Here is a 19,433-nt window from a genome sequence, read left to right on the forward strand (position 1 = left end):
TATTTGCATTCTAATTAAATGTTATCGTATGAAAAGATTCGTTTCACTCTATTTTGTTATACTCTCATTATCACTTTCTGCTCAGGATTATCTAGGACTTGAAGGTAGTATTCCTTCCAACTGGTCACCACAAAGTGAATTGTCCATGTCCTCAGACCATTATAAAATGGGAAGTGAATCAATACGATGGGATTGGAATCCGGGCAGTCAAATAAGCATATCTAATCCATCTGGATTAGCGCAAGCCTGCCAAACATATAAAGGGGGGATGATTTTATGGATATACAATGAAACCCCAAAGGAGGCTGATCTTAAGTTTGAGTTTCGTAATAGTGGTGGAACCTTACAATATTATTTCTCTTACCATCTTAATTTTATAGGATGGAGAGCTTGTTGGGTTCGTTTCGACGAAGATATGTTAGGGTCGAAGTATGATAAAAACTTGACATCCGTTGGCATTATTGCACCTTCAACTTCAACTGGAGGGCGATTGTTTTTTGATAGGATGAAATTTCCCTCGGAACGTATTAATGATCGTGTTACGCCCGATGCGCAACTTGACTTTATCAATCCGGATATGAATAGCAACCATTGGGCAGCCCTTTGGCATTGGCATAATACTTATGAGTATGAGCTAAACCTGCCTGCCAGTGTAAATACTGAAGAAACAGCAGCTTTTACAGAAATAAGACAACGTATAACAAGTGCAATAGCAGGTTCGGCACCTTCATCATCTCGCATCAGTGCTATACAAAGAGAATTTTCAGCTCTCAATATTCAGAGGAGTGGAAGTAATATAAAGGGTGCAGCTTTTGTGCCTGCTGACGAGTATGTATATGCCAATGGTGATAAGAAGTTTGATGATCTTAACGATTTAATATATGACATAGCCAAAGCCTGGTATCATAATGAGGAGACAGGTTTTGACGATATGTTTTGTGATCTTCTTGATTGGTTATATGACCAGGGACTTACTGTTGGAAGTGGACTGGGAACCAATCATCACTATGGATATGGCTTCAGGGGGTTTCCTAAAGCAATCTGGCTTATGCAGGATGTACTTAAGGCTAAAGGAAAATTTGTTCAGGCTTTTGAGATGATTCAATACTGGACAGGTGTACCGGAAGTGAGACAATTACCACAAGTAGATAATTTCCAGGGAATTGTTGATGCATGGAATACAATTATACCAGGACGATTGATGGCGATAATGTTGCGCGATGATTCACCAGAGCTAGTCCGGGATATGCAATCATTTACCCGGTGGATGGATGCCGTTATGCAGCCAAGCGTAGGTACAATGGGAGGTTTCAAACCAGATGGTTCGGGCTTTCATCATGGAATGCTATATGCCGGATATATGAATGGTGGTTATGGTGGTTTGGGTGAAGTGCTTAATTATGTAGGAAATACGCATTTTAATTTATCTGAGGAAGCTCGTAATAATTTTAAAAAAGCTTTGTTTGTGCATTCCGGTTATGCTAACCTCCGATCTTTAGCGAATAGTGTATGTGGTCGCCATCCAATAAATCAGAAACTGGGAACAGGTGCTATAAATGCTTTTGCATATTTGGCTAAAGCAACTGATCCAATTGATGAGGAGTGTGCTGCTGAATATATGCGATTAACCGAATACAAAGAGGATCTTTATAGAGAACTCAGGAATCAGAGAATTCGAGCAGCAAGTGCTCCTTCAGGTAATGTGAGCCTTAACTATGGTGCACTAAACTTGCATCGTCGAGAGGATTGGTTGGTAGCCACTAAAGGATTTAATAATATCGTTACAGGAACTGAGATTTACACATCAAATAACCGGTATGGTAGGTATCAGAGTTATGGAACCATCCAAATACTGGCATCTAGTTCGCCAATTGATGCAGCCAATAGTGGTTTTGTGCTTGAAGGCTGGGACTGGAACCGATTTCCAGGAGCAACAACAATTCATCTACCATATGACTTGCTTAACTATTCTGGTGGAAGTCTGAATGAACGTTCAAAAAATTCAGAGTTTGCGGGAGCTTGTTCACTTGATGGAAATGGAGTATTTGGGATGTTGCTTGATGAAAATGATTATACCAATTACACGGATGATTTTATTGCCCGTAAATCTGTTTTCTTTTTCGATAATCAAATTATTTGTTTAGGGAGTAATATCAATAATAGTAATTCGCAGTATAACACTGAAACAACATTATTTCAGACAGCTTTAAATAATACATCAGAATCATTTTTGTTTGAGGATCAAAGCATAAGCATGTTTCCCTATGCAAATAACCTGGAAATAAGCGAACCTGTAATGTTAATGGATACAAAAGGAAATGGCTATTATCTGCCTTCCGGAACACTTCATATCTCTAAAGATACTCAGGAGTCAAGAGATAATAAAAGTAAGAGTGTGAATTACGGTGATTTTGCGACGGCATGGATTGATCATGGTAAAGCACCTGTTGATGCAAATTACGAATATGCAATGCTTATACAAACAAATAGCACTGCATTAAGCCAGTTCAAGAATAATATGGCATCTTCCAATAAGCCTTATGAGGTAATTCGAAAAGATGATGTGGCACATATTGTTGATCATTCGGGTACTTCATACACGGGTTATGTAGTGTTTAAAGCAGATAATAATATCTCTTTGGCTCTTGTTAAAGGTAGTTCATATCCATGTATTATTGTTGCTAAAGATTCAGGTGATGGAGAAGTCAAAGTTGCATTTGCCGATCCTTCAATAAACATGGAAGTGCCAACAAAATTAACAGGAACTGCGCCGGTAGAAGAGAGAATGGTTCGCGTGACTTTAAACGGAGCTTACCAGTTAAAAGAGCCACACGAAAAATGCACTGTAATCAGTGTTGACAATAATACAACGGTTCTGGAATTTACTTCGATTCATGGATTACCGGTTGAAATTGATTTGGTAAAAGATATTTCTTTGGATGTCAGTACAGAAGATGGTGAAGTTAGAGATTTAGTTAATATCTACCCTAACCCTGTAGATAATTATCTGCACTACAATAATGCCATTGGAGCAAGAGAGGTTTCAATCATGTCTCTTGATGGAAAGCAAGTGATGATGTGTAAGGAATCTTCACCTATTTATGTTGGAAACCTGATGCCTGGTATTTACCTTATACGTATCCAATTTTCAGATTGGGAAGAGGTAATACGATTTGTAAAAAGCTAATAAAATACAGCTTAAGGCAAAGTTATACAATGTTGACTTACAATAGAGCCAGCTTTTAAGGGTAAAAGCTGGCTTTGCTATTTCACTTTATGAATTTACTTATTCTTTATCAAAAACTTCCACAGCTTCTTCCAGTTGCTGTGATAACTGCTCCAATGAATAAGCGGCATTACTTATTTCATCAGCACTTGCAGCATTTCGTTGTGTTATTTGATTGAGCTGTTGCAATGCACTGTTAATTTGTTCAACACCACTCAATTGTTCCATAGAAGCAGTTGAAATTTCTTTGACCAGATTAGCAGTTTTCTCTATCTCTGGCGTGATATGATCAAGCTTCTGCATTGCCACTCTTGATGATTCAAGTGTATCAGTCGACGCCAGAGTGATTTCGCTGGCTGCCTGCTGACTTCTTTCAGCCAGCTTTCTTACTTCAGCAGCAACCACAGCAAAACCACGCCCTTCCTGACCTGCACGAGCAGCCTCAACAGCAGCATTAAGCGACAGTATATTGGTTTGCATTGCAATATCACTGATAACATTAATTTTTTCTGAGATTTGTTCGATGTATTCACTGGCTACTTTCGATGCATTATTGCTATCTGTAATCCCTTTTGAAGCCTGCGCAGCAATTGTTTCTGTGGCTCTTGAGTTTTCTGTATTTTGTTGAATGTTGGCAAACATCTCTTCCATGGATGAGGAAACTTCTTCAGCTGATGATGCTTGTTGGGTGGCGCCATCCGATAGTTCGGTTGCTCCCTGACTTAGCTGAGAGCTGGCATGCACAATTTGTTTTGCACTCTCACTTACTTGTTCAACCATGGCTTTAAGATTGATAACCATCGAATTGAGAGCCATTGCTAATTGACCAACTTCATCTTTACTATCAGCTGTAAATTCAACCTTTAAGTCTCCCTTGGCAAGTCTTTGTGCTTGAGCGATGCTCTTTTCAACGGGTCTGGCAATAGCTCTGGATAAAAAGAAAACCAGACTAAACCATAATGCCAGAATCACAAACAAAGCCAAATACAGAATTCGTTGTTGTTTGTTTATTATCACAGCACTCTTATCACCCATCTCCATCATCAAATCTAATCCAACATCTGAAGTAGCTCCAACTTCCCACATGATTCTTTTGGCCAATTCAAATTGTTTTAACTCAGCCATTTTTAGTTGCCTTTGCTTATTTAGGTACAGATCTATAGCCTCAGTTGCACCCTGAATAAGTTCTTTGTCAGTTGAAGGGTAGGAGCGCTGGTTGATTTTGTTCTTGATAGCTTCAAAAGCTTCTTTAAGCTCTTCAATTTCGAAAAAATCCTGTTCCGCATCCAGCTTATAAATGTCGGCAGCAATGCTAAATAACTCCTGACGTGCTAATCTAGTATTTGAATTGGTACTTGATCTTAATTCTTTAAGTGAAGACAGAAAGCGTTTTTTGTTAATAGCTGATTCTCCATATAAATTATAATACTCTGTGGTTATATCACGATATCTTTCAGCTTCATCAATAAGTGTGGGAATATCAACACCTGCATCACTCATTATTTCAAGGTTGTCACCAAGAACCTCTTTGAGTTTTATCAGAGCTGTATTCATCTTATCAAAACTTTTTTCAGCCCTCTGCTTAAAATAGTCTTCACCGGTAAAATCATAAGAACGAGCGAACTCCCTTGTTTCATGCCAGTAACGATCCAGCTTTCCGGCTTCTCTTACAATAGGTATATAGGTGGAGGTTAGTTTAGTAATACCTTTATCTACTTGTCTCAGGTTAAAAAATATAATGGTACCCAGAACAATAATGACTGACATTATTAAGGCAAATCCGCTACCTATCTTGGCGCGAATCTTTAGATCTTTCCATTTCATTCTGTCGGTTGTTTTAGTTGCAAATTGTTTCCGAAAGTTGTGAAAAAAATCATGTTTTGAAAATATTATTACGATAAAATGTTAATTTTATCACCAAAAGCAGTGATTTAAATTCAATATAAATATGCGTAGCTCAATTTACCTCTTCGGTTTTGTAGTATTCTTCTTTTTAACGGCCTGTAATCAGGATGAAAATATTAAACTCGGTTTTTTATATTCAACAAATAAAACTGAACGCTACGTGAAGGAAGCAAATTACTTTAAAGAATTTGCTGAATCGAAAGGGTATACTGTATACACTGAACATGCTGATGGAGATGAGGCTAAACAATACCAAAAAGCTTTGGAGTTATTTGATAAAGGTATTGATGGCTTGGCTATTATAGCTGTTAATGCCAATACAGCTGCAGCAATTGTCAGAGAAGCTCATGAAAGGGATATAAGTGTACTTGCATATAATCGTTTAATAAAAAATTGCGAACTCGACTTTTTTGTCACAGGTGATAACGATGCTTTGGGCAAAATGATGGTTGACGAGATGATAAAAGTTAAGCCTTCTGGTGATGCCGTTATTCTTGGCGGAGATAAATATGACCGTAATGCAGTCGAGTTAATGGAATCTATTAAAAAGTATTTGCAGCCTCATGTTAACAGGGGTGCAATATCAATTAATTATGAGACTTTTACGGAGGAATGGAGTGGGCAGAATGCTGCTTTTGAACTGGATCAGTATATATCCCATTCCGGTAAAGTGCCAGACTTAATATTTGCCGGTTTTGATGGAATGGCTGATGCATGTATTCAACTAATTGATAACCGGAATATTGACAAGCATGTTTACATCAGTGGTCAGGATGCTACATTGGATGGAGCTAAAAATATTATTAACGGTAAACAACAAATGACAGCTTTTCATCCGTTAAAAGAAGCTGCTAATAAGGCTGCTGAAGCGATGATTCAATTGATTGTGGCGAAGAAGTCGGCAAAAGATATTGCCACTTCCACTGTTAATAATGGGAAAATGGATGTGCCTGTCTTAAAAATACCTTCGGTAGCAGTAACACAGGATAACGTCGATAAGGTACTTATACACGATTCCGGCTTCTACACCCATGATGAGATTTACAATTAGGCAGTTTAATTTTAATTTGATGCAATACGGCGTTTAATATTGTCAGCAAGGCTTTTTTTGAATCGAGTATTCACATAGTTGTCTATTTGCATGCAAACCTCTGAAGAGAACTCAATGCCATAGGCTGCGATATTAAGCCAGTCATCCGATGTCAGAATCAATTCATCTGATTTCTGAATCTGACAATCTAAAATAGCCTTAATGATACCTGCATTGAAATTATCACCGGCTCCAATGGTACTTACCGGGTTAATAATGGGCACCTTGAAATGCCGTTTGTAGCCCATGCTAAACGTATAAACGCCATTCGCACCTGCTGTAATTACCAGGTTATTGCAATGTGGTGATACCTGCGCATATACTTCATTTGGATTACTCAATCCATAAATATTCATAAAGTCCTCATCACTGCCTCTGACAAGATCAGCAAATCGAAAGTTTTCCTCGATTACAGATATTAACTTCTCCCTGTTTTCATAATGATGCTTTCTGAAATTTGGATCATAAATAATCAATACTCCTTTCTCTCTGGCTGCCTGTAAATATTCTATCAAACGGGGCCGAACAGCCGGATTAAGACCAAAGAAAGAGCCAAATATTATAATGTCATCCTTGCCAAAATCAGGAATTTTGCCTTGTAATCTTTGTTTTGGGTAGTCTTTAAAGAATTCATACTCAGCATCATTTTGTTCATTGAGGTAAGCCAAAGCAACTGCTGATTTTCCTTCGTCGAAGCGACAAACATATTGAGTATTAAGGTGATTTTCGCTTAGAAACTGCATGATATTGTCTCCAACCTTATCGCGACCTATTTCAGTTATGAAATTAACCGGAACATCAACGCGTGCCAGTGATACCAATGTGTTTAATGAACTGCCTCCTGCTTTTGCCGCAACCGGTTGGTTATTTTTAAAGATGATATCCAGCACAGTTTCTCCAATCCCAAAAATCCTTCTCATACCTCAATCATTCACTTTATAGAAACAAAAAAGCCACTCTGAAAAAAGAGTGGCTTGCAAAATATGCAAAATCAATTACTTAACCAATTTACTGATGGTTTTAAATGCATCAGATCCGGCTACACGGCATAATTCAAATAAAATAGATTCGTAGCTGGTGATAATAACGCCTTCATGACGGAAGCGTTTCAAAGCAATGTTCTTATTAGCTTCTGTTCGTGAGCTGACGCAGTCTTCAACAATAACCGGAGTGAAACCTCTTTCTTTAAGGTCGATAGCCGTTTGCAGCATGCAAATGTGGGCTTCCATTCCGGCTAAAATAACAACACGTTTCGAGCTGGTTTCTATAGCTTCCATAAAGCTTGGTTCACCACAGCAGCTGAAAGCCATCTTCTCGAAATGAGGATCATCTTTTACCAATGCTTCGATACCTTCGATGGTATTGCCAAGGCCTTTTTTATATTGCTCTGTAACCAATACTGGCACTTCTAGAGCTTTTAATCCCTGAACTAATATTTTAGTGTTTTTTTCGAGCTGTTCATGATCATTAATATGGGGGAATAATCGCTCCTGAATGTCAACAACAACACCTATTACATTCTCTTTTAAAAGTCTCATCTTATCTGTTTATTAATGATTTTAAATCAAGTTCCGTGAAATTATTGAAAAACTCAACCAATTCCTGGGCAATAGACTCAACGCCTCCTTCGGTATCCGATTCAATATTTAAAGGAATAACCGGATCATGCAAAGAAAGACGTAAAAGGAACCAGCCTTTAAAGTTATTTTTGTTAACGCTAACCCGAACTCCTTCATAGTTGTTTGGCACCAATTCCCACGCACTTTTTGAAGCAGCTAAATGACCGAGTTCGCTTATCACCCTCTCACCATAGGCCTTAAAGTCTGAGTTGGTAATATTAATTCTGAACTCTTTACTTTCAGCAGGAACCGGTAATTGCTCAATCAACGAAGTAAGTGTTTTACCTTCTTCTTTCAGACGAGCCATTTTAATGATGAACTTAGTCACCAGATAAGCACCATCATCGAGGAAGTAGTTCTCTTTTAAGGCTGCATGTCCTGATGTTTCAATCGCTAACCATGATTCTTCGCCCGCTTCATTTAAACGAATGGCTTCGTTGATCACGTTTTTATAACCACGCTTAAACCGGTGATGTTTGGCTTTTAGCACATCATTGATAAACCAGCCAAGTCCGTCAGATGTGATTGAATCCGTAACAACTGTTGCACCCGGATGTTCTTCATTAACAATAACAGCCGATAAAGCTACCAGCTCGTTGCGGTTAATTGGCTGACCTTTGTGATTAACAATGGCAGCGCGATCAACATCTGTATCGAAAATAATACCGATATCGGTTTTGTGTTCCTTAACCGCATCACAAATCGATTTCATGGCAATAGCATCTTCCGGATTTGGTACATGGTTAGGAAACTTACCATCTGGATCAAGAAATTGGCTGCTGCTAACATCAGCTCCAAGCACCTCCAATACTTTATGTGCATAGAAACCACACGCACCATTTCCGGCATAAACCGTCATCTTAAAACCAGAAAGTGGTTGCTCATAGTTATCTTTTGAGTTAACCTCTTTACGTATTTTTTCAACAAGCAAATTCGAATAGATATCAATGAAATCCAGTTCGCAAAATGACCCTTCTTTTTTAGCAGGTTCAAAACTGCCTGTCTCAGCAATTTGAAGAATATCTGTAATATCTTGCTTTTCAAGACCACCTTTTGGCGTAAAAAACTTAAGACCATTTCGGTTGAAAGGCAGGTGACTGGCCGTTAACATAACGCCCCCATGAGTATTGTAGGGAGCAGTAACAGTCGTCATAAACATGGCAGGCGTTGAGGCCATACCGCAATCATATACTTCTGCACCTGATTGAACCAGGGCATTAATAAAAGCCTCTTTAAGCTCAGGTCCCGATAAGCGGGAATCCATTCCTACGGCTATTTTTAGTTGATCAATTCCTTCGTTTTTCTGACTCAACCAATGATAAAAAGCTTTCCCCAGCTTAGCAACAATATCGGCATTAAGGTTAACCTCCTGACCGGCAATGCCCGTTAGGGCCACGCCCCGGATATCCGAACCGTTTTGAAGTTGTTTCCAGTTAAATCCCATAATTATTTTTTTATTCCTGCCGCCTCACGTGATTTATGTCCCAGGTAGCCACCATGGTGGCGCTTAGCATATTCACTGTTTGAGAAATTAATTTTCTTCATTAAAAGAACGACTAATACATCGCCAATAACAGTCATAGTGGTAGTAGATGTAGTTGGTGTTAAACCTAAAATGCATACTTCCTTAGGGTTACCGGTGCTGATGCACACATTTGATTCTTTGGCCAACACTGACTCAGTATTACTTGTAATCACCACAATTGGAATATTTGGTCTTAAGCCTCTTGCCAGGTCAATTAGCTCGATGATTTCTCTTGTTTTACCAGAGTTGGAAATCATTAATAGCACATCATTTTCCTGAACAACACCCAGGTCGCCATGCTGCGCTTCGCTGGGATGTAAAAAGCATGAAGGTGTACCGGTTGAGCTGAAGGTAGTGGCCATATTAATGGCAATCTGACCCGCTTTACCCATACCCGATGTAATCAGTTTTCCTCCTTTTTGATGCACGTAATCATAAATTAAATCGGCTGCCTTAAGAAAATCATCAGTTGCCGGAATGTTTTGAATGGCTTGCGCCTCGTGTTCCAATATGCTTTTAACTTCTTCTATAACCATGGTTGCGAATTTTGGACTACAAATGTACCATTTTAATGTGAATATGATTTGAGTATTGTCATGCAGTGATAAAAATGTAAAAGCATTAAATACTCTTGTTATAGTCGTTAATGAGAATAAGTCATAAGAGTATTAATGACTCTACATGTCGTTTTTAATATGTAATCTCCAGTTTTTTCAGCCATTCCCGGTAGCTGTCAGGTTTGTTATGTTTTTTAAGGCGACGGTAATGGCGTTTTAAGCTTAATGACTTTTGAAGGGGATAGTACCAAAAAGTTTGGAGATGATTAAAGATTTGGTTCCAATCATTATAAAAAGAAGTAATCAAATTGAAATAGTATTGATGAAGTTTAAAAATTAACTCCCTAGCAGTGTCAATTTCTTTAATTTGCAGGTGTAGGGATGGATTGGATAACAGTCCCCGTCCCAGCATCAAACCTTTTATCTGTGAAAACCTTTTGGTTAGACTTGCAGCATTTTCCGGGGTGTTAATATCACCATTTGCAATTAAAGCATGTTGACTCATATTTTGTAAGCGTTCAAATTGATCCCAATCAACTTCACCTGAATACTTTTGAGTTACTAATCGTGGATGAATTATTAGCTCTTTCAACGGGTAGTGATTGAGTAACTTAGTGATAGTTTCTCCTTCTGCATATTCGGTTTGTCCCAGGCGCATCTTCACCGATAACGTAATGCCGGTATCAGCCTCGTAAAATTCATCCAGCATTTGTTTCATCAGGTCGGGATCTGACAATAGACCACCACCGCGTTGCCTTTTTACCAACATGGGAAAAGGACAACCCGCATTCAGGTTTATCTCGTTAAAACCAAGGTTTTTCATTTGTTTGGCAAAGTCTGCTAGGAAACTACCGTTGTTGGTAGCTATTTGCGGTACGACTCTTAGACTATCGTTGAGTGCCTTTGATAGTTCCGGATGACCTGACGGAATCTCGCTCGATTTGTGATCAACTTCAAAAAATGGCGTAAAATATTTGTCCATTTTACTGTATGTTGCTACATGAGCTTTTCGGTAAAATGAAGTAGTGTAGCTTTGAAGAGGCGCCATGTATAGCTTCATCGTAATACCATTGTAAGTAAAGGGTAGGCTTTTAAAGCATTCTGATAGTAAATCTTATCAATGACCAATTTGGGCAAACCTAACCCTCTGAACGATTTGTTAACTTCCCAGGTGCTTTGAATATCCTGCTGTGTAAAAAACGCCCACTGATTTAACCATCGGCTTTTAACTTCTTCTACTTGCTCTTTTTCGGTTTTATTGTCAGTAAAAACCATGTCAGAACCATAGAGTAGCCTGTCCTGGTAGCGGATCATAAAATCATAAACAGCCTGATGATTTTCAGCAGCCTGATATTGTAAGTGGCATACCCGTTCGGCCATATCCATGTACATATTAGGAAAAGCATCCAGACGTTTGGCGATCTCATCTATGCTGTACTCACTACTGCCCAGGTGAGCTCCAATAAATCGGAGCTTGGGATTTTTGGCAAGCATCCTGTTACTGGCTTCAATCTGTTTTTCATATGATGGGAATTCGGGATGCAAATACATATGAAATTCAGGATGGGAGCTAAAATATCTTTTGTCCGATTCAACAGTCATCTCTTCCAGTGGCAACCAGCAGTTGCGAGGTTCTCCAAAATGTCCCAAAAGCGGCAGATCAATATCGGTCAACTTATTTAACAAAGGATCAAAAAGAGGATGATCGATCATCACCAACTGATTATTGAAGGTGATTTTCATCCCAACATTCTTCCAGATTTTAACGCCGATAGCACCGTTTTTCTTTTCTTTTTTAATCTGCAAACAGGCCTTAATTATCACATCTTCATTTAGTTCCTGGCGCATTGGAACCGCACCAATGAAAGAAAAGTCAGAAGGAGATTCGCCTTTTAGTTGTCTGGCAATATTAGTTTGTTTGTTTAAAGCCATCCATTCATCTTCGAGAAAATCTACGTTGATCGAAACCAAATGAGTATTGAATTGCTTGGCGAGCTTTAAAAAACAAGTATTGGAAGTATAATAGTGAAGATGGGCATCAACTTTTTTTATCGCGAAAAAATCATCCAACGTGTATAAATCTGCCTTATCCATATCTCCAATCCGTAATTTGTGGCGAAAAATAAGAAAATATCGAAAAAGGAATGATCATGCAGACTTGTCTTATTGCCTTCTGATGTTTCGTAAGCTTAATAATGAAATGCTAAGTCTTTCGAATTGCTGTATAAAGAAATAATAAGAAGGTAAATGAGGTTTCTTTTGAAAAGTTATGGCAACAGTTTGAAACTAAATTGCTTTCATTTTCTTGCTCAACGATTTTTTTATTTATTTTGTAAAAATAATTAGCGCTATACAATGGTCAACTATTGGTTGTTGTAACATTATGAGTGTTGAAAAGTAGAAGCAATGAACGATTTTGATCCGAATACTACCGTTGGCCGTCGAGGTCTAATCCTTAAATTTCTTGATGAAAAAGGTCAGGTTAATGTTCATGATTTGAGTGAACAATTTAAAGTGAGTGAGGTGACCATTCGAAATGATCTCACCCAGTTAGAGCATAAAAATTTACTGATTCGTGCCCGTGGAGGAGCCATCAAAACTGATAAGGTAACCTTGGACATGAAGCTTTCAGATAAGAAAGTGAAAAATGCCAAGGAGAAAGAGGCAATCGGGAGAAGAGCTGCACGATTGATTGAAGAAGGCGACACAATTGTGTTGGATAGTGGTACCACCACCAAGGAAGTATCAAGTCATTTAGGTAAGTTCAAGAATCTGACAGTTATTACTAACGCCTTAAATATAGCAGGACCGCTTGCAGAGTTTGAGCAGATTAATGTAATTATGCCGGGTGGAGTGATGCGCAAGAAATCTCTTTCATTAGTTGGTTCTATTGCCCAGAATAACTTTAAGAATTTCTTTTGTGACAAACTTTTTATCGGGGCTGATGGAATCGATGTTAACCTTGGATTCAGTACACCGCACCTTGAGGAGGCTGCTTTAAACAGAACCATGTTAAAGATGGCCAAGAAGGTGATTTTGGTGATGGACTCGAGCAAGTTTAAAAAGCGAAGTCTGGCTGTTATAGGACAAATTAAGGAAGTTGATATATTAGTGACAGATAGTGGAATCTCAGAGGAGGATAAAGAAAAGTTACTAAATGCAGGAGTTGAAGTGATTATTACAGATTAATACAACACAATTGATAAAATTGAAGGACTGCATATGTGGTCCTTTTTTTGTGTCAATACTTGAACTTATAGGCTGTAGATTTTGTTGAAAACGAATAATAACAGACATTAGACCTAATATTGATTAAAAGCATGAATATAGTTATTTCCCCGGCCAAATCATTAGATTTTGAAACACCAGCACCTAAGGTTGCAGGCTCAGATATACGCTTTCCCAAAGAAGCTAAACAGATAGCTACACAATTAAAAAAAGTCAAGCAAGATAAATTAATGAAACTGATGAAGATCAGTTCGAAATTGGCGCAATTAAATCATCACCGCTTTCAGTTGTGGAAATATCCATTTGAAGAACAGGATGTGAAAGCTGCCTTATTCGCATTTAAAGGTGATGTCTATGCAGGCTTGGATGCATATTCTTTATCGGAGAAAGAAATTCAATATACCAATGAGAAGCTCAGACTTTTGTCGGGCATGTATGGCTTGCTTCGACCATTGGATAATATAATGGCTTATCGATTGGAGATGGGGACAAAGCTTCCTGTGGGCAAGCATAAACATCTATACGATTTCTGGGGAAACAAAATTTCCCGCTTGTTGGAGTCAGATATGAATGAACAAGGTTCTGATGTATTGATTAACCTGGCTTCCAATGAATATTTTAAAGCGATCAATAAGAAAACTTTTTCAAAGCGGATTGTTACACCTATTTTCAAGGACTGGAAAAATGGAGAGTATAAAGTGATAAGCTTTTTTGCTAAAAAAGCAAGAGGGTTAATGACACGCTTCATTGTTCAGAATCAGATTGATAAACCTGACGATTTAATCGCTTTTAATGAGTCAGGATATTATTACAAACCTGATTTATCAAATGAAAATGAATTAGTATTTGTTAGGGATCATGAAGGGTAAATTGAGTAGAGGGTTTGATTCCTATTGATTTTTTTTTAACTTTTTAGATGACAAATTAAATATTAAAGCGGAGGTTAAACAATTTAAACACACATCTATGAGTACAAAAAAGATTATTCTACAGCGGTATGGTAACCTCCTGAAACAGGAATCGTTGGTAACCATGCAAGATAAGATTCTACCCAACACCTTTGTTTTGGAAGCACCAGAGCCCTTTCCCGGCTATTTTGGTTATTACAGTGATATTCCATCAGATTCAAAACCGCTTTACGTTTACCTGGTTCTTAAACGGCTTTATACGCTCGAAGAAGTAACTCGTGCGACGCAGAACATTAAGAGGTACTTTGCAACGAACTTTAATGCTGCTGCAGGTACAGTTCATTTATACAATAAGGATTACCATGTAATCAGGGTGAGGCATCTCGATTCGTTTGATCAGATTGTTGATCTTCAGGCAGGGTATATTGATGAAGGAATTGAATTTAAAAAGAAACCTAAAAATGTAATCGGACAAGCCATTATTCGGCTTAAGAAGTTTTTTACTCTTGAAGAAATTGATGAAGGTGTTTATTTTGATTTGGATGAGAAAGACCATGGTTACTTCACAATACCACATAAATTGCCTTGGAAGTTCTTTGAAGATTTAACAAATAGGGTGAAGAATAATTGGGACCATAGTAAGTTTGATGCGGCAATTGGTCATATACATCAGGATTTTGGTATAATTGATATGGTCCGTATCTATAATCCGAATATTGATCGGGAATATCTGATGGGAATACGAAAAAAATACCTCGAACGAATCAAATAATATTGTAAAAGCTACCCAGCAAAGGTAGCTTTCTTGTTTTTTTCATAATAATTTAATCATACTCTTAAAACCTTTTTGTATTCTTGTGCATTGTTATAATGTGGTAATTACCTAATTGTATCTTGATGAGAAATTTTAAAATGCAGTTAATTAGCATCTTAATGCTGGTAGTGTTGCTTAATTCCGGATGTAATTCCAAGGACTATAAGCTTAAGAACGCTACAGCAAATTATTTGTCAATCGACAGTTTGGTCGGTAATGATCAAGGGGTTGAACAGTACATTAAACCTTATCGGGATAGCTTGATGGCAGAGATGCAAAGACCGATTGGTAGTGCAGAACGTGAGTTAAGTGGTGGATTTCCAGAAGGATTGCTATCGAATTTTGTTTCCGATCTGTTGCTGGAGGAATGCCATAATAGCAATAACAAAGTCAAGCCAGATATTTGTATTATTAATGTGAAAGGTTTACGTGTGCCAATTAGTAAAGGCGAAATTACAGTTGAGAACATCTATCAATTAATGCCTTTTGAAAATGAAGTAATATACCTTACACTATCGAAGCAACAGGTTATTGATTTATTTGATTTTATGGCCAGTGTAGGTGGTGACGGTATAAGTGGGGCAAGTTTTGGAATTAAGAATAATCAGGCTGTTAATATTAAGGTTGGCAATCAGGCACTTAAGGACAGAAATTATATCATAGCCACTTCAGATTATCTGGCGGATGGAGGCGATCATTTTAAGATATTTCAGTCGGCCAGTCATCGCGTTGGTACTGGGATGAAGGTACGAGACGCCATTATTTTACATATTGAAAACTTAACAGCGCAGCAAAGAAAGGTGAATAGTCAACTTGATAATCGAATTTATTATGCAGAACAGTAGACGTAAATTCTTAAGAAAGTCACTCTGGGGAACGGCAGCCCTAGGTGTTGCACCATATTTAAGCAGTTGTAAACAGTCGCCTGTTAAGTTAACTATTTTGCACACCAACGATGTTCATAGTCAGATTGATCCTTTTCCACCCAATCACTCCCGATGGCCTAATCAGGGTGGTTTTGCGCGAAGAGCAGAGTTGATCAGTAAAATAAGGGAAGAGGAAGAGCAGATTTTGTTACTTGATAGTGGTGATATTTTTCAGGGTACACCTTACTTTAATATCTATAAAGGCAAGTTGGAGATTGACCTTATGAATAAAATGGGGTATGATGCTGCAACTCTTGGGAATCATGAATTTGATAATGGTATAGAAGCATTGGCCGGAAATGTTGAAAGGGCTCGCTTTCCATTTGTATGTAGTAACTACGATTTCTCAGATACCGTGCTCAAAGGTGCAACCATTCCTTATAAAGTTTTTAATAAAGGTGCTGTCAAAATAGGAATTATTGGTTTGGGCATTGAATTGGCAGGATTGGTCAACCCTAAATCTTACGAAAAGACTAAGTATGATGATCCGGTTGAGATTGGTAATAAGTTGGCAAAATTACTAAAGGAAGAAAAAAAGTGTGATCTGGTTATTGCCTTATCGCATTTGGGCTACCGGTATAAAACAACAAAGGTATCGGATGTGGTTGTGGCTCAGCAAACGCGTCATATAGATATTATTTTGGGCGGCCATACACATACATTCATGGAAAAACCAGATATGGTAAAGAACATGGATGACAAAGAGGTATTGGTTAATCAGGTCGGATGGGGAGGCATGTATCTTGGTCGATTGGATTTGGAAATGGTGCCTGGAGATTCCAAACAGACAGCAATAATAAATTCGATATACCATGTCTGATATTTATCCTTTATCGAAGGAAACGATTACTGAATTATCATCGCAATATGGTGCAGATGATCATTTTATGAATATTGCACAACCAAGATTGGAATTGATTAGTGCTATTAAAAATCAGTTGACTTCATTCGAAAAACTGGAATGGAATATTAAATTTTCACCGACAAACCGGGCTGAAAACTGTGTGCAGATCTCACTTAATGACGAAAGAAAGAAATTCCACTTCTTTTATGTTATTCCGCTAAGTTTGGGTGTAAATCTTCATCTGTATTTAGGCGATAATACTTTTAATTTCTTTGAGGCATATCCATTGCTGCTGAATAATCATGTGATCGAAGAAGGCCAGTTTGCTGTTGAAGCCACAATGAATACTTTGCCTCATTTGCTTATAAGCAATGGCAAAGAGAAGTATGAACGACCTTTACTTCAAAGTGAAAATCTTGCGGACGATGCCGTTCGCGCATCCAAGCTTTACACATTACTGGAAGGAGCTTTTAAAACATTCAACGCAGCATTATTTAAGATTATTGACGGTACTATCAGGATATAAAAAAGGCTCCTTATTGGAGCCTTTAGTTTATCTGATGATTTTGTTTAGTCAATCGGTAATTGTCTTTTAAAGCTTTCATCCAGCGAGATAATAGTCTCAGTAGCCGAAATACCGGCAATGGCTTGTAGTTTATCATGAAGAATCCGCTTCAGATGTTCATTGCTCTTTGCATAAATCTTTATGAAAATTGCGTATTGACCAGTTGTGTAGTGACACTCTACAATTTGAGGAACTTCTTCAAGCATTTTAACAACTTTATCAAACAAGCTTGCTTTTTTTAGGAAGATGCCCATGAAAGCACAAGTATGGTAACCAATCTTTGCCGGGTTAATAATAAATTCTGATCCTTTAATAACTCCCATGTTCATAAGACGCTGTATGCGCTGATGAATAGCCGCACCTGAAACTTTACACTCACGAGCGACTTCTAGAAAGGGAATTCTTGCATTTTTAGTGATTAGCGATAAGATTTTCTTATCAAGGCTATCAATTTGTAAACTGGTCTCCATGCTTTATATGATAATTGTTAGGATTCGTAACTAATTGCTCTCTTTTATTAATAGTTTGCTACGAAAATAAAACATTAAAAGTAAAAATCCAACGATAATAGAAGTCTATCATGGCAATTAGAGCGCTAATCCTTTTAAATTCAAACCAAAGCGAAATGTGTTAAAAGTGCTTAATAACAAATGATTACATATTTTTGTATCAGTTTTGATTAAACTTAGGCTTCAATTTATAACGATTATAAAGAAGTTAGCTTAAAATTTTTGGATTAAAATCAGAACCACTGGGTAGCTGATAAATGTTCAGATCAAATTCGCTAACTACTGCCAATACATGATCAAATATATCTGACTGGATAGCTTCAAAATTAATCCATTCCTGATCCTTGCTAAAAGCGTAAATCTCAATTGGCTGCCCCTTTTCAGTTGACTGAAGTTGTCGAACCATGAAGGTCATTTTATCATGAATCATGGGGTGCTCCTTGATGTATTCCTCCAAATAAATTCTAAAGACACCAATGTTTGTTAATCTCCTTCCATTTGCCAGGCTTTCCGAAAGCGATTCGCCTTCTTTTTGCTGATTGTGCAAAATTAGCTCTTCCTCTTTCTTGGTAATATAATCCTTTAGTAATCTGATTTTTTTGAAGCGGTTTATCATTTCGGAAGAGCAAAATTTCACCGTTTTCATATCAATATTAATGGAGCGCTTAATACGTCTTCCATTTGAGTTTTCCATTCCCTTCCAGTTGATAAACGAATCTTCTACCATTTTATAAGTAGGGATGGTGGTGATTGTTTTATCCCAGTTCTGCACTTTAACTGTGTTAAGTGATATATCCAACACTTCTCCGTCAGTTTTGTAGGTTGGCATTGTGATCCAATCACCTGCACTAACCATTTTATTGGCTGAGAGCTGGATGCTGGCAACAAAACCTAATATGGTATCTTTAAAAACCAATAACAAGACGGCTGCAGTGGCTCCCAAGCCTGTCATTATTTTACTGACATTAATATCAAAAAGCACTGAAACAATTACGATACCTGTTACAAATGACGCTGCAATCTGGATAATTTGGGTTAAACCACGAATGGGTCTGTCTTTAGCATAAGGGAAAGTGTTGTATATGTCATTAACAACTGCTAATAACGCATTAAACGACCAAAGAATGATGAATACGATGGTACTGCTGATTATCTTTCTCAGATATATCAGCATGGACGAATCGGGGAAAGCATCAAACACGGTATCCAGCATTGCATAAGCAACCAGTGCCGGAATAATGTTGACCAGACGCTTGAATACATGTCTTTCAACTAATAAATCGTCATACTTGGACTTTGTTTTGAAAATGACTTTTTCAATAAGTTTTACCACATACCTGGTCGATATCCGGTAGCTAAGCCAAACGGCAATTAATGTGATTACACTCCATATGGCTGCTAAGAGGTAATTTATTTGTACTTGTTTTAATCCGGTTGAGATAAAATATTCCTGAAGAAGCTGATTTAGTTTGTTAAGTTCGATTACTTCCATATGCTTAGAGTCTTAATATTGATGTGATAAAACTAGTATAATTGCAAAGAAAAAGTAATTCTCTTAAAAAGATATTCTTAAAAAGTAGAAATATATCTTTGTTAGTAAGTCATCGTTAAATATGATTATTATGAGATTTTTTATAACATCAGTCATTTGTATATTAGCATTATCAACCTGCATACAAGCACAATCGATTTATGATACGTATTTTGAAAAGCAATC

Annotated in this window: 17 protein-coding genes; 8 read left to right on the forward strand and 9 right to left on the reverse strand. The window is 37.6% G+C overall.

Translation table 11 applies throughout. The features are described from left to right. The first annotated feature begins 28 nt into the window (after positions 1 to 28). Positions 29 to 3,187 (forward strand): chondroitinase family polysaccharide lyase, encoded by a 3,159-nt coding sequence (locus AC4MRQ_RS06865; RefSeq protein ID WP_491196919.1) that lies wholly within the window; start codon positions 29 to 31, stop codon positions 3,185 to 3,187. Between the two features lie 99 nt (positions 3,188 to 3,286). Here the strand turns inward: AC4MRQ_RS06865 and AC4MRQ_RS06870 are convergent, their stop codons facing one another. Then, entirely contained in the window at positions 3,287 to 5,050 is a 1,764-nt protein-coding gene (locus tag AC4MRQ_RS06870; protein ID WP_491196920.1) for a methyl-accepting chemotaxis protein, read from the reverse strand. A gap of 124 nt (positions 5,051 to 5,174) precedes the next feature. Here AC4MRQ_RS06870 and AC4MRQ_RS06875 point away from each other — a divergent pair, with 124 nt between their 5' ends. Next, positions 5,175 to 6,182, forward strand: coding sequence for a substrate-binding domain-containing protein (locus AC4MRQ_RS06875; protein WP_491196921.1), 1,008 nt, complete (start codon positions 5,175 to 5,177; stop codon positions 6,180 to 6,182). Positions 6,183 to 6,193: 11 nt separating this feature from the next. Here AC4MRQ_RS06875 and AC4MRQ_RS06880 read toward each other — a convergent pair whose 3' ends face one another. The 6 genes from AC4MRQ_RS06880 to AC4MRQ_RS06905 form a co-directional block, all read right to left on the reverse strand. Then, complete coding sequence (locus tag AC4MRQ_RS06880) at positions 6,194 to 7,141, reverse strand: PfkB family carbohydrate kinase (protein WP_491196922.1); 948 nt, start codon at positions 7,139 to 7,141, stop codon at positions 6,194 to 6,196. Positions 7,142 to 7,216: 75 nt separating this feature from the next. Continuing rightward, a complete protein-coding gene (locus AC4MRQ_RS06885) occupies positions 7,217 to 7,759 on the reverse strand; it encodes a hydrolase (RefSeq protein ID WP_491196923.1) in 543 nt (180 codons plus the stop codon). A 1-nt stretch (position 7,760) separates the two neighbouring features. After that, on the reverse strand, positions 7,761 to 9,284 hold the full coding sequence (locus tag AC4MRQ_RS06890; RefSeq protein ID WP_491196924.1) for a phosphohexomutase domain-containing protein: 1,524 nt from the start codon (positions 9,282 to 9,284) through the stop codon (positions 7,761 to 7,763). Between the two features lie 2 nt (positions 9,285 to 9,286). Then, entirely contained in the window at positions 9,287 to 9,901 is a 615-nt protein-coding gene (locus AC4MRQ_RS06895) for an SIS domain-containing protein (RefSeq protein WP_491196925.1), read from the reverse strand. Positions 9,902 to 10,055: 154 nt separating this feature from the next. Continuing rightward, entirely contained in the window at positions 10,056 to 10,982 is a 927-nt protein-coding gene (locus AC4MRQ_RS06900) for a tRNA-dihydrouridine synthase family protein (RefSeq protein WP_491196926.1), read from the reverse strand. Beyond that, positions 10,979 to 12,016, reverse strand: coding sequence for an amidohydrolase family protein (locus AC4MRQ_RS06905; protein ID WP_491196927.1), 1,038 nt, complete (start codon positions 12,014 to 12,016; stop codon positions 10,979 to 10,981). Before AC4MRQ_RS06905 ends, AC4MRQ_RS06900 begins: the two co-directional genes overlap by 4 nt. A 312-nt stretch (positions 12,017 to 12,328) precedes the next feature. Here AC4MRQ_RS06905 and agaR point away from each other — a divergent pair, with 312 nt between their 5' ends. The 6 genes from agaR to AC4MRQ_RS06935 all read left to right on the forward strand — a co-directional run bounded on the left by agaR (position 12,329) and on the right by AC4MRQ_RS06935 (position 17,168). After that, positions 12,329 to 13,111, forward strand: coding sequence for a transcriptional repressor AgaR (agaR, locus tag AC4MRQ_RS06910; RefSeq protein ID WP_491196928.1), 783 nt, complete (start codon positions 12,329 to 12,331; stop codon positions 13,109 to 13,111). Between the two features lie 131 nt (positions 13,112 to 13,242). Further along, entirely contained in the window at positions 13,243 to 14,019 is a 777-nt protein-coding gene (gene yaaA, locus AC4MRQ_RS06915; RefSeq protein ID WP_491196929.1) for a peroxide stress protein YaaA, read from the forward strand. Positions 14,020 to 14,116: 97 nt separating this feature from the next. After that, positions 14,117 to 14,830: a hypothetical protein gene (locus AC4MRQ_RS06920; RefSeq protein ID WP_491196930.1), complete on the forward strand. Its 714-nt coding sequence runs from the start codon at positions 14,117 to 14,119 to the stop codon at positions 14,828 to 14,830. A 125-nt stretch (positions 14,831 to 14,955) separates the two neighbouring features. After that, the gene (locus tag AC4MRQ_RS06925; protein ID WP_491196931.1) at positions 14,956 to 15,717 is read left to right on the forward strand and encodes a 5'-nucleotidase C-terminal domain-containing protein; all 762 of its coding nucleotides are present in this window, start codon (positions 14,956 to 14,958) and stop codon (positions 15,715 to 15,717) included. Then, positions 15,704 to 16,618 (forward strand): bifunctional metallophosphatase/5'-nucleotidase, encoded by a 915-nt coding sequence (locus tag AC4MRQ_RS06930; RefSeq protein ID WP_491196932.1) that lies wholly within the window; start codon positions 15,704 to 15,706, stop codon positions 16,616 to 16,618. Before AC4MRQ_RS06925 ends, AC4MRQ_RS06930 begins: the two co-directional genes overlap by 14 nt. Continuing rightward, positions 16,611 to 17,168: a hypothetical protein gene (locus tag AC4MRQ_RS06935; protein WP_491196933.1), complete on the forward strand. Its 558-nt coding sequence runs from the start codon at positions 16,611 to 16,613 to the stop codon at positions 17,166 to 17,168. The genes AC4MRQ_RS06930 and AC4MRQ_RS06935 overlap by 8 nt, the downstream gene beginning before the upstream one ends. 44 nt (positions 17,169 to 17,212) lie before the next feature. On the opposite strand, the gene AC4MRQ_RS06940 is transcribed toward AC4MRQ_RS06935, so the two are convergent. Further along, positions 17,213 to 17,677 carry an Lrp/AsnC ligand binding domain-containing protein gene (locus AC4MRQ_RS06940; protein WP_262327816.1) on the reverse strand — a complete coding sequence of 155 codons (465 nt, stop codon included), beginning with the start codon at positions 17,675 to 17,677 and terminating at the stop codon, positions 17,213 to 17,215. A gap of 247 nt (positions 17,678 to 17,924) precedes the next feature. Continuing rightward, a complete protein-coding gene (locus AC4MRQ_RS06945) occupies positions 17,925 to 19,208 on the reverse strand; it encodes a mechanosensitive ion channel family protein (protein WP_491196934.1) in 1,284 nt (427 codons plus the stop codon). Positions 19,209 to 19,433 lie beyond the last annotated feature (225 nt).

The organism is Carboxylicivirga sp., assembly GCF_982718395.1.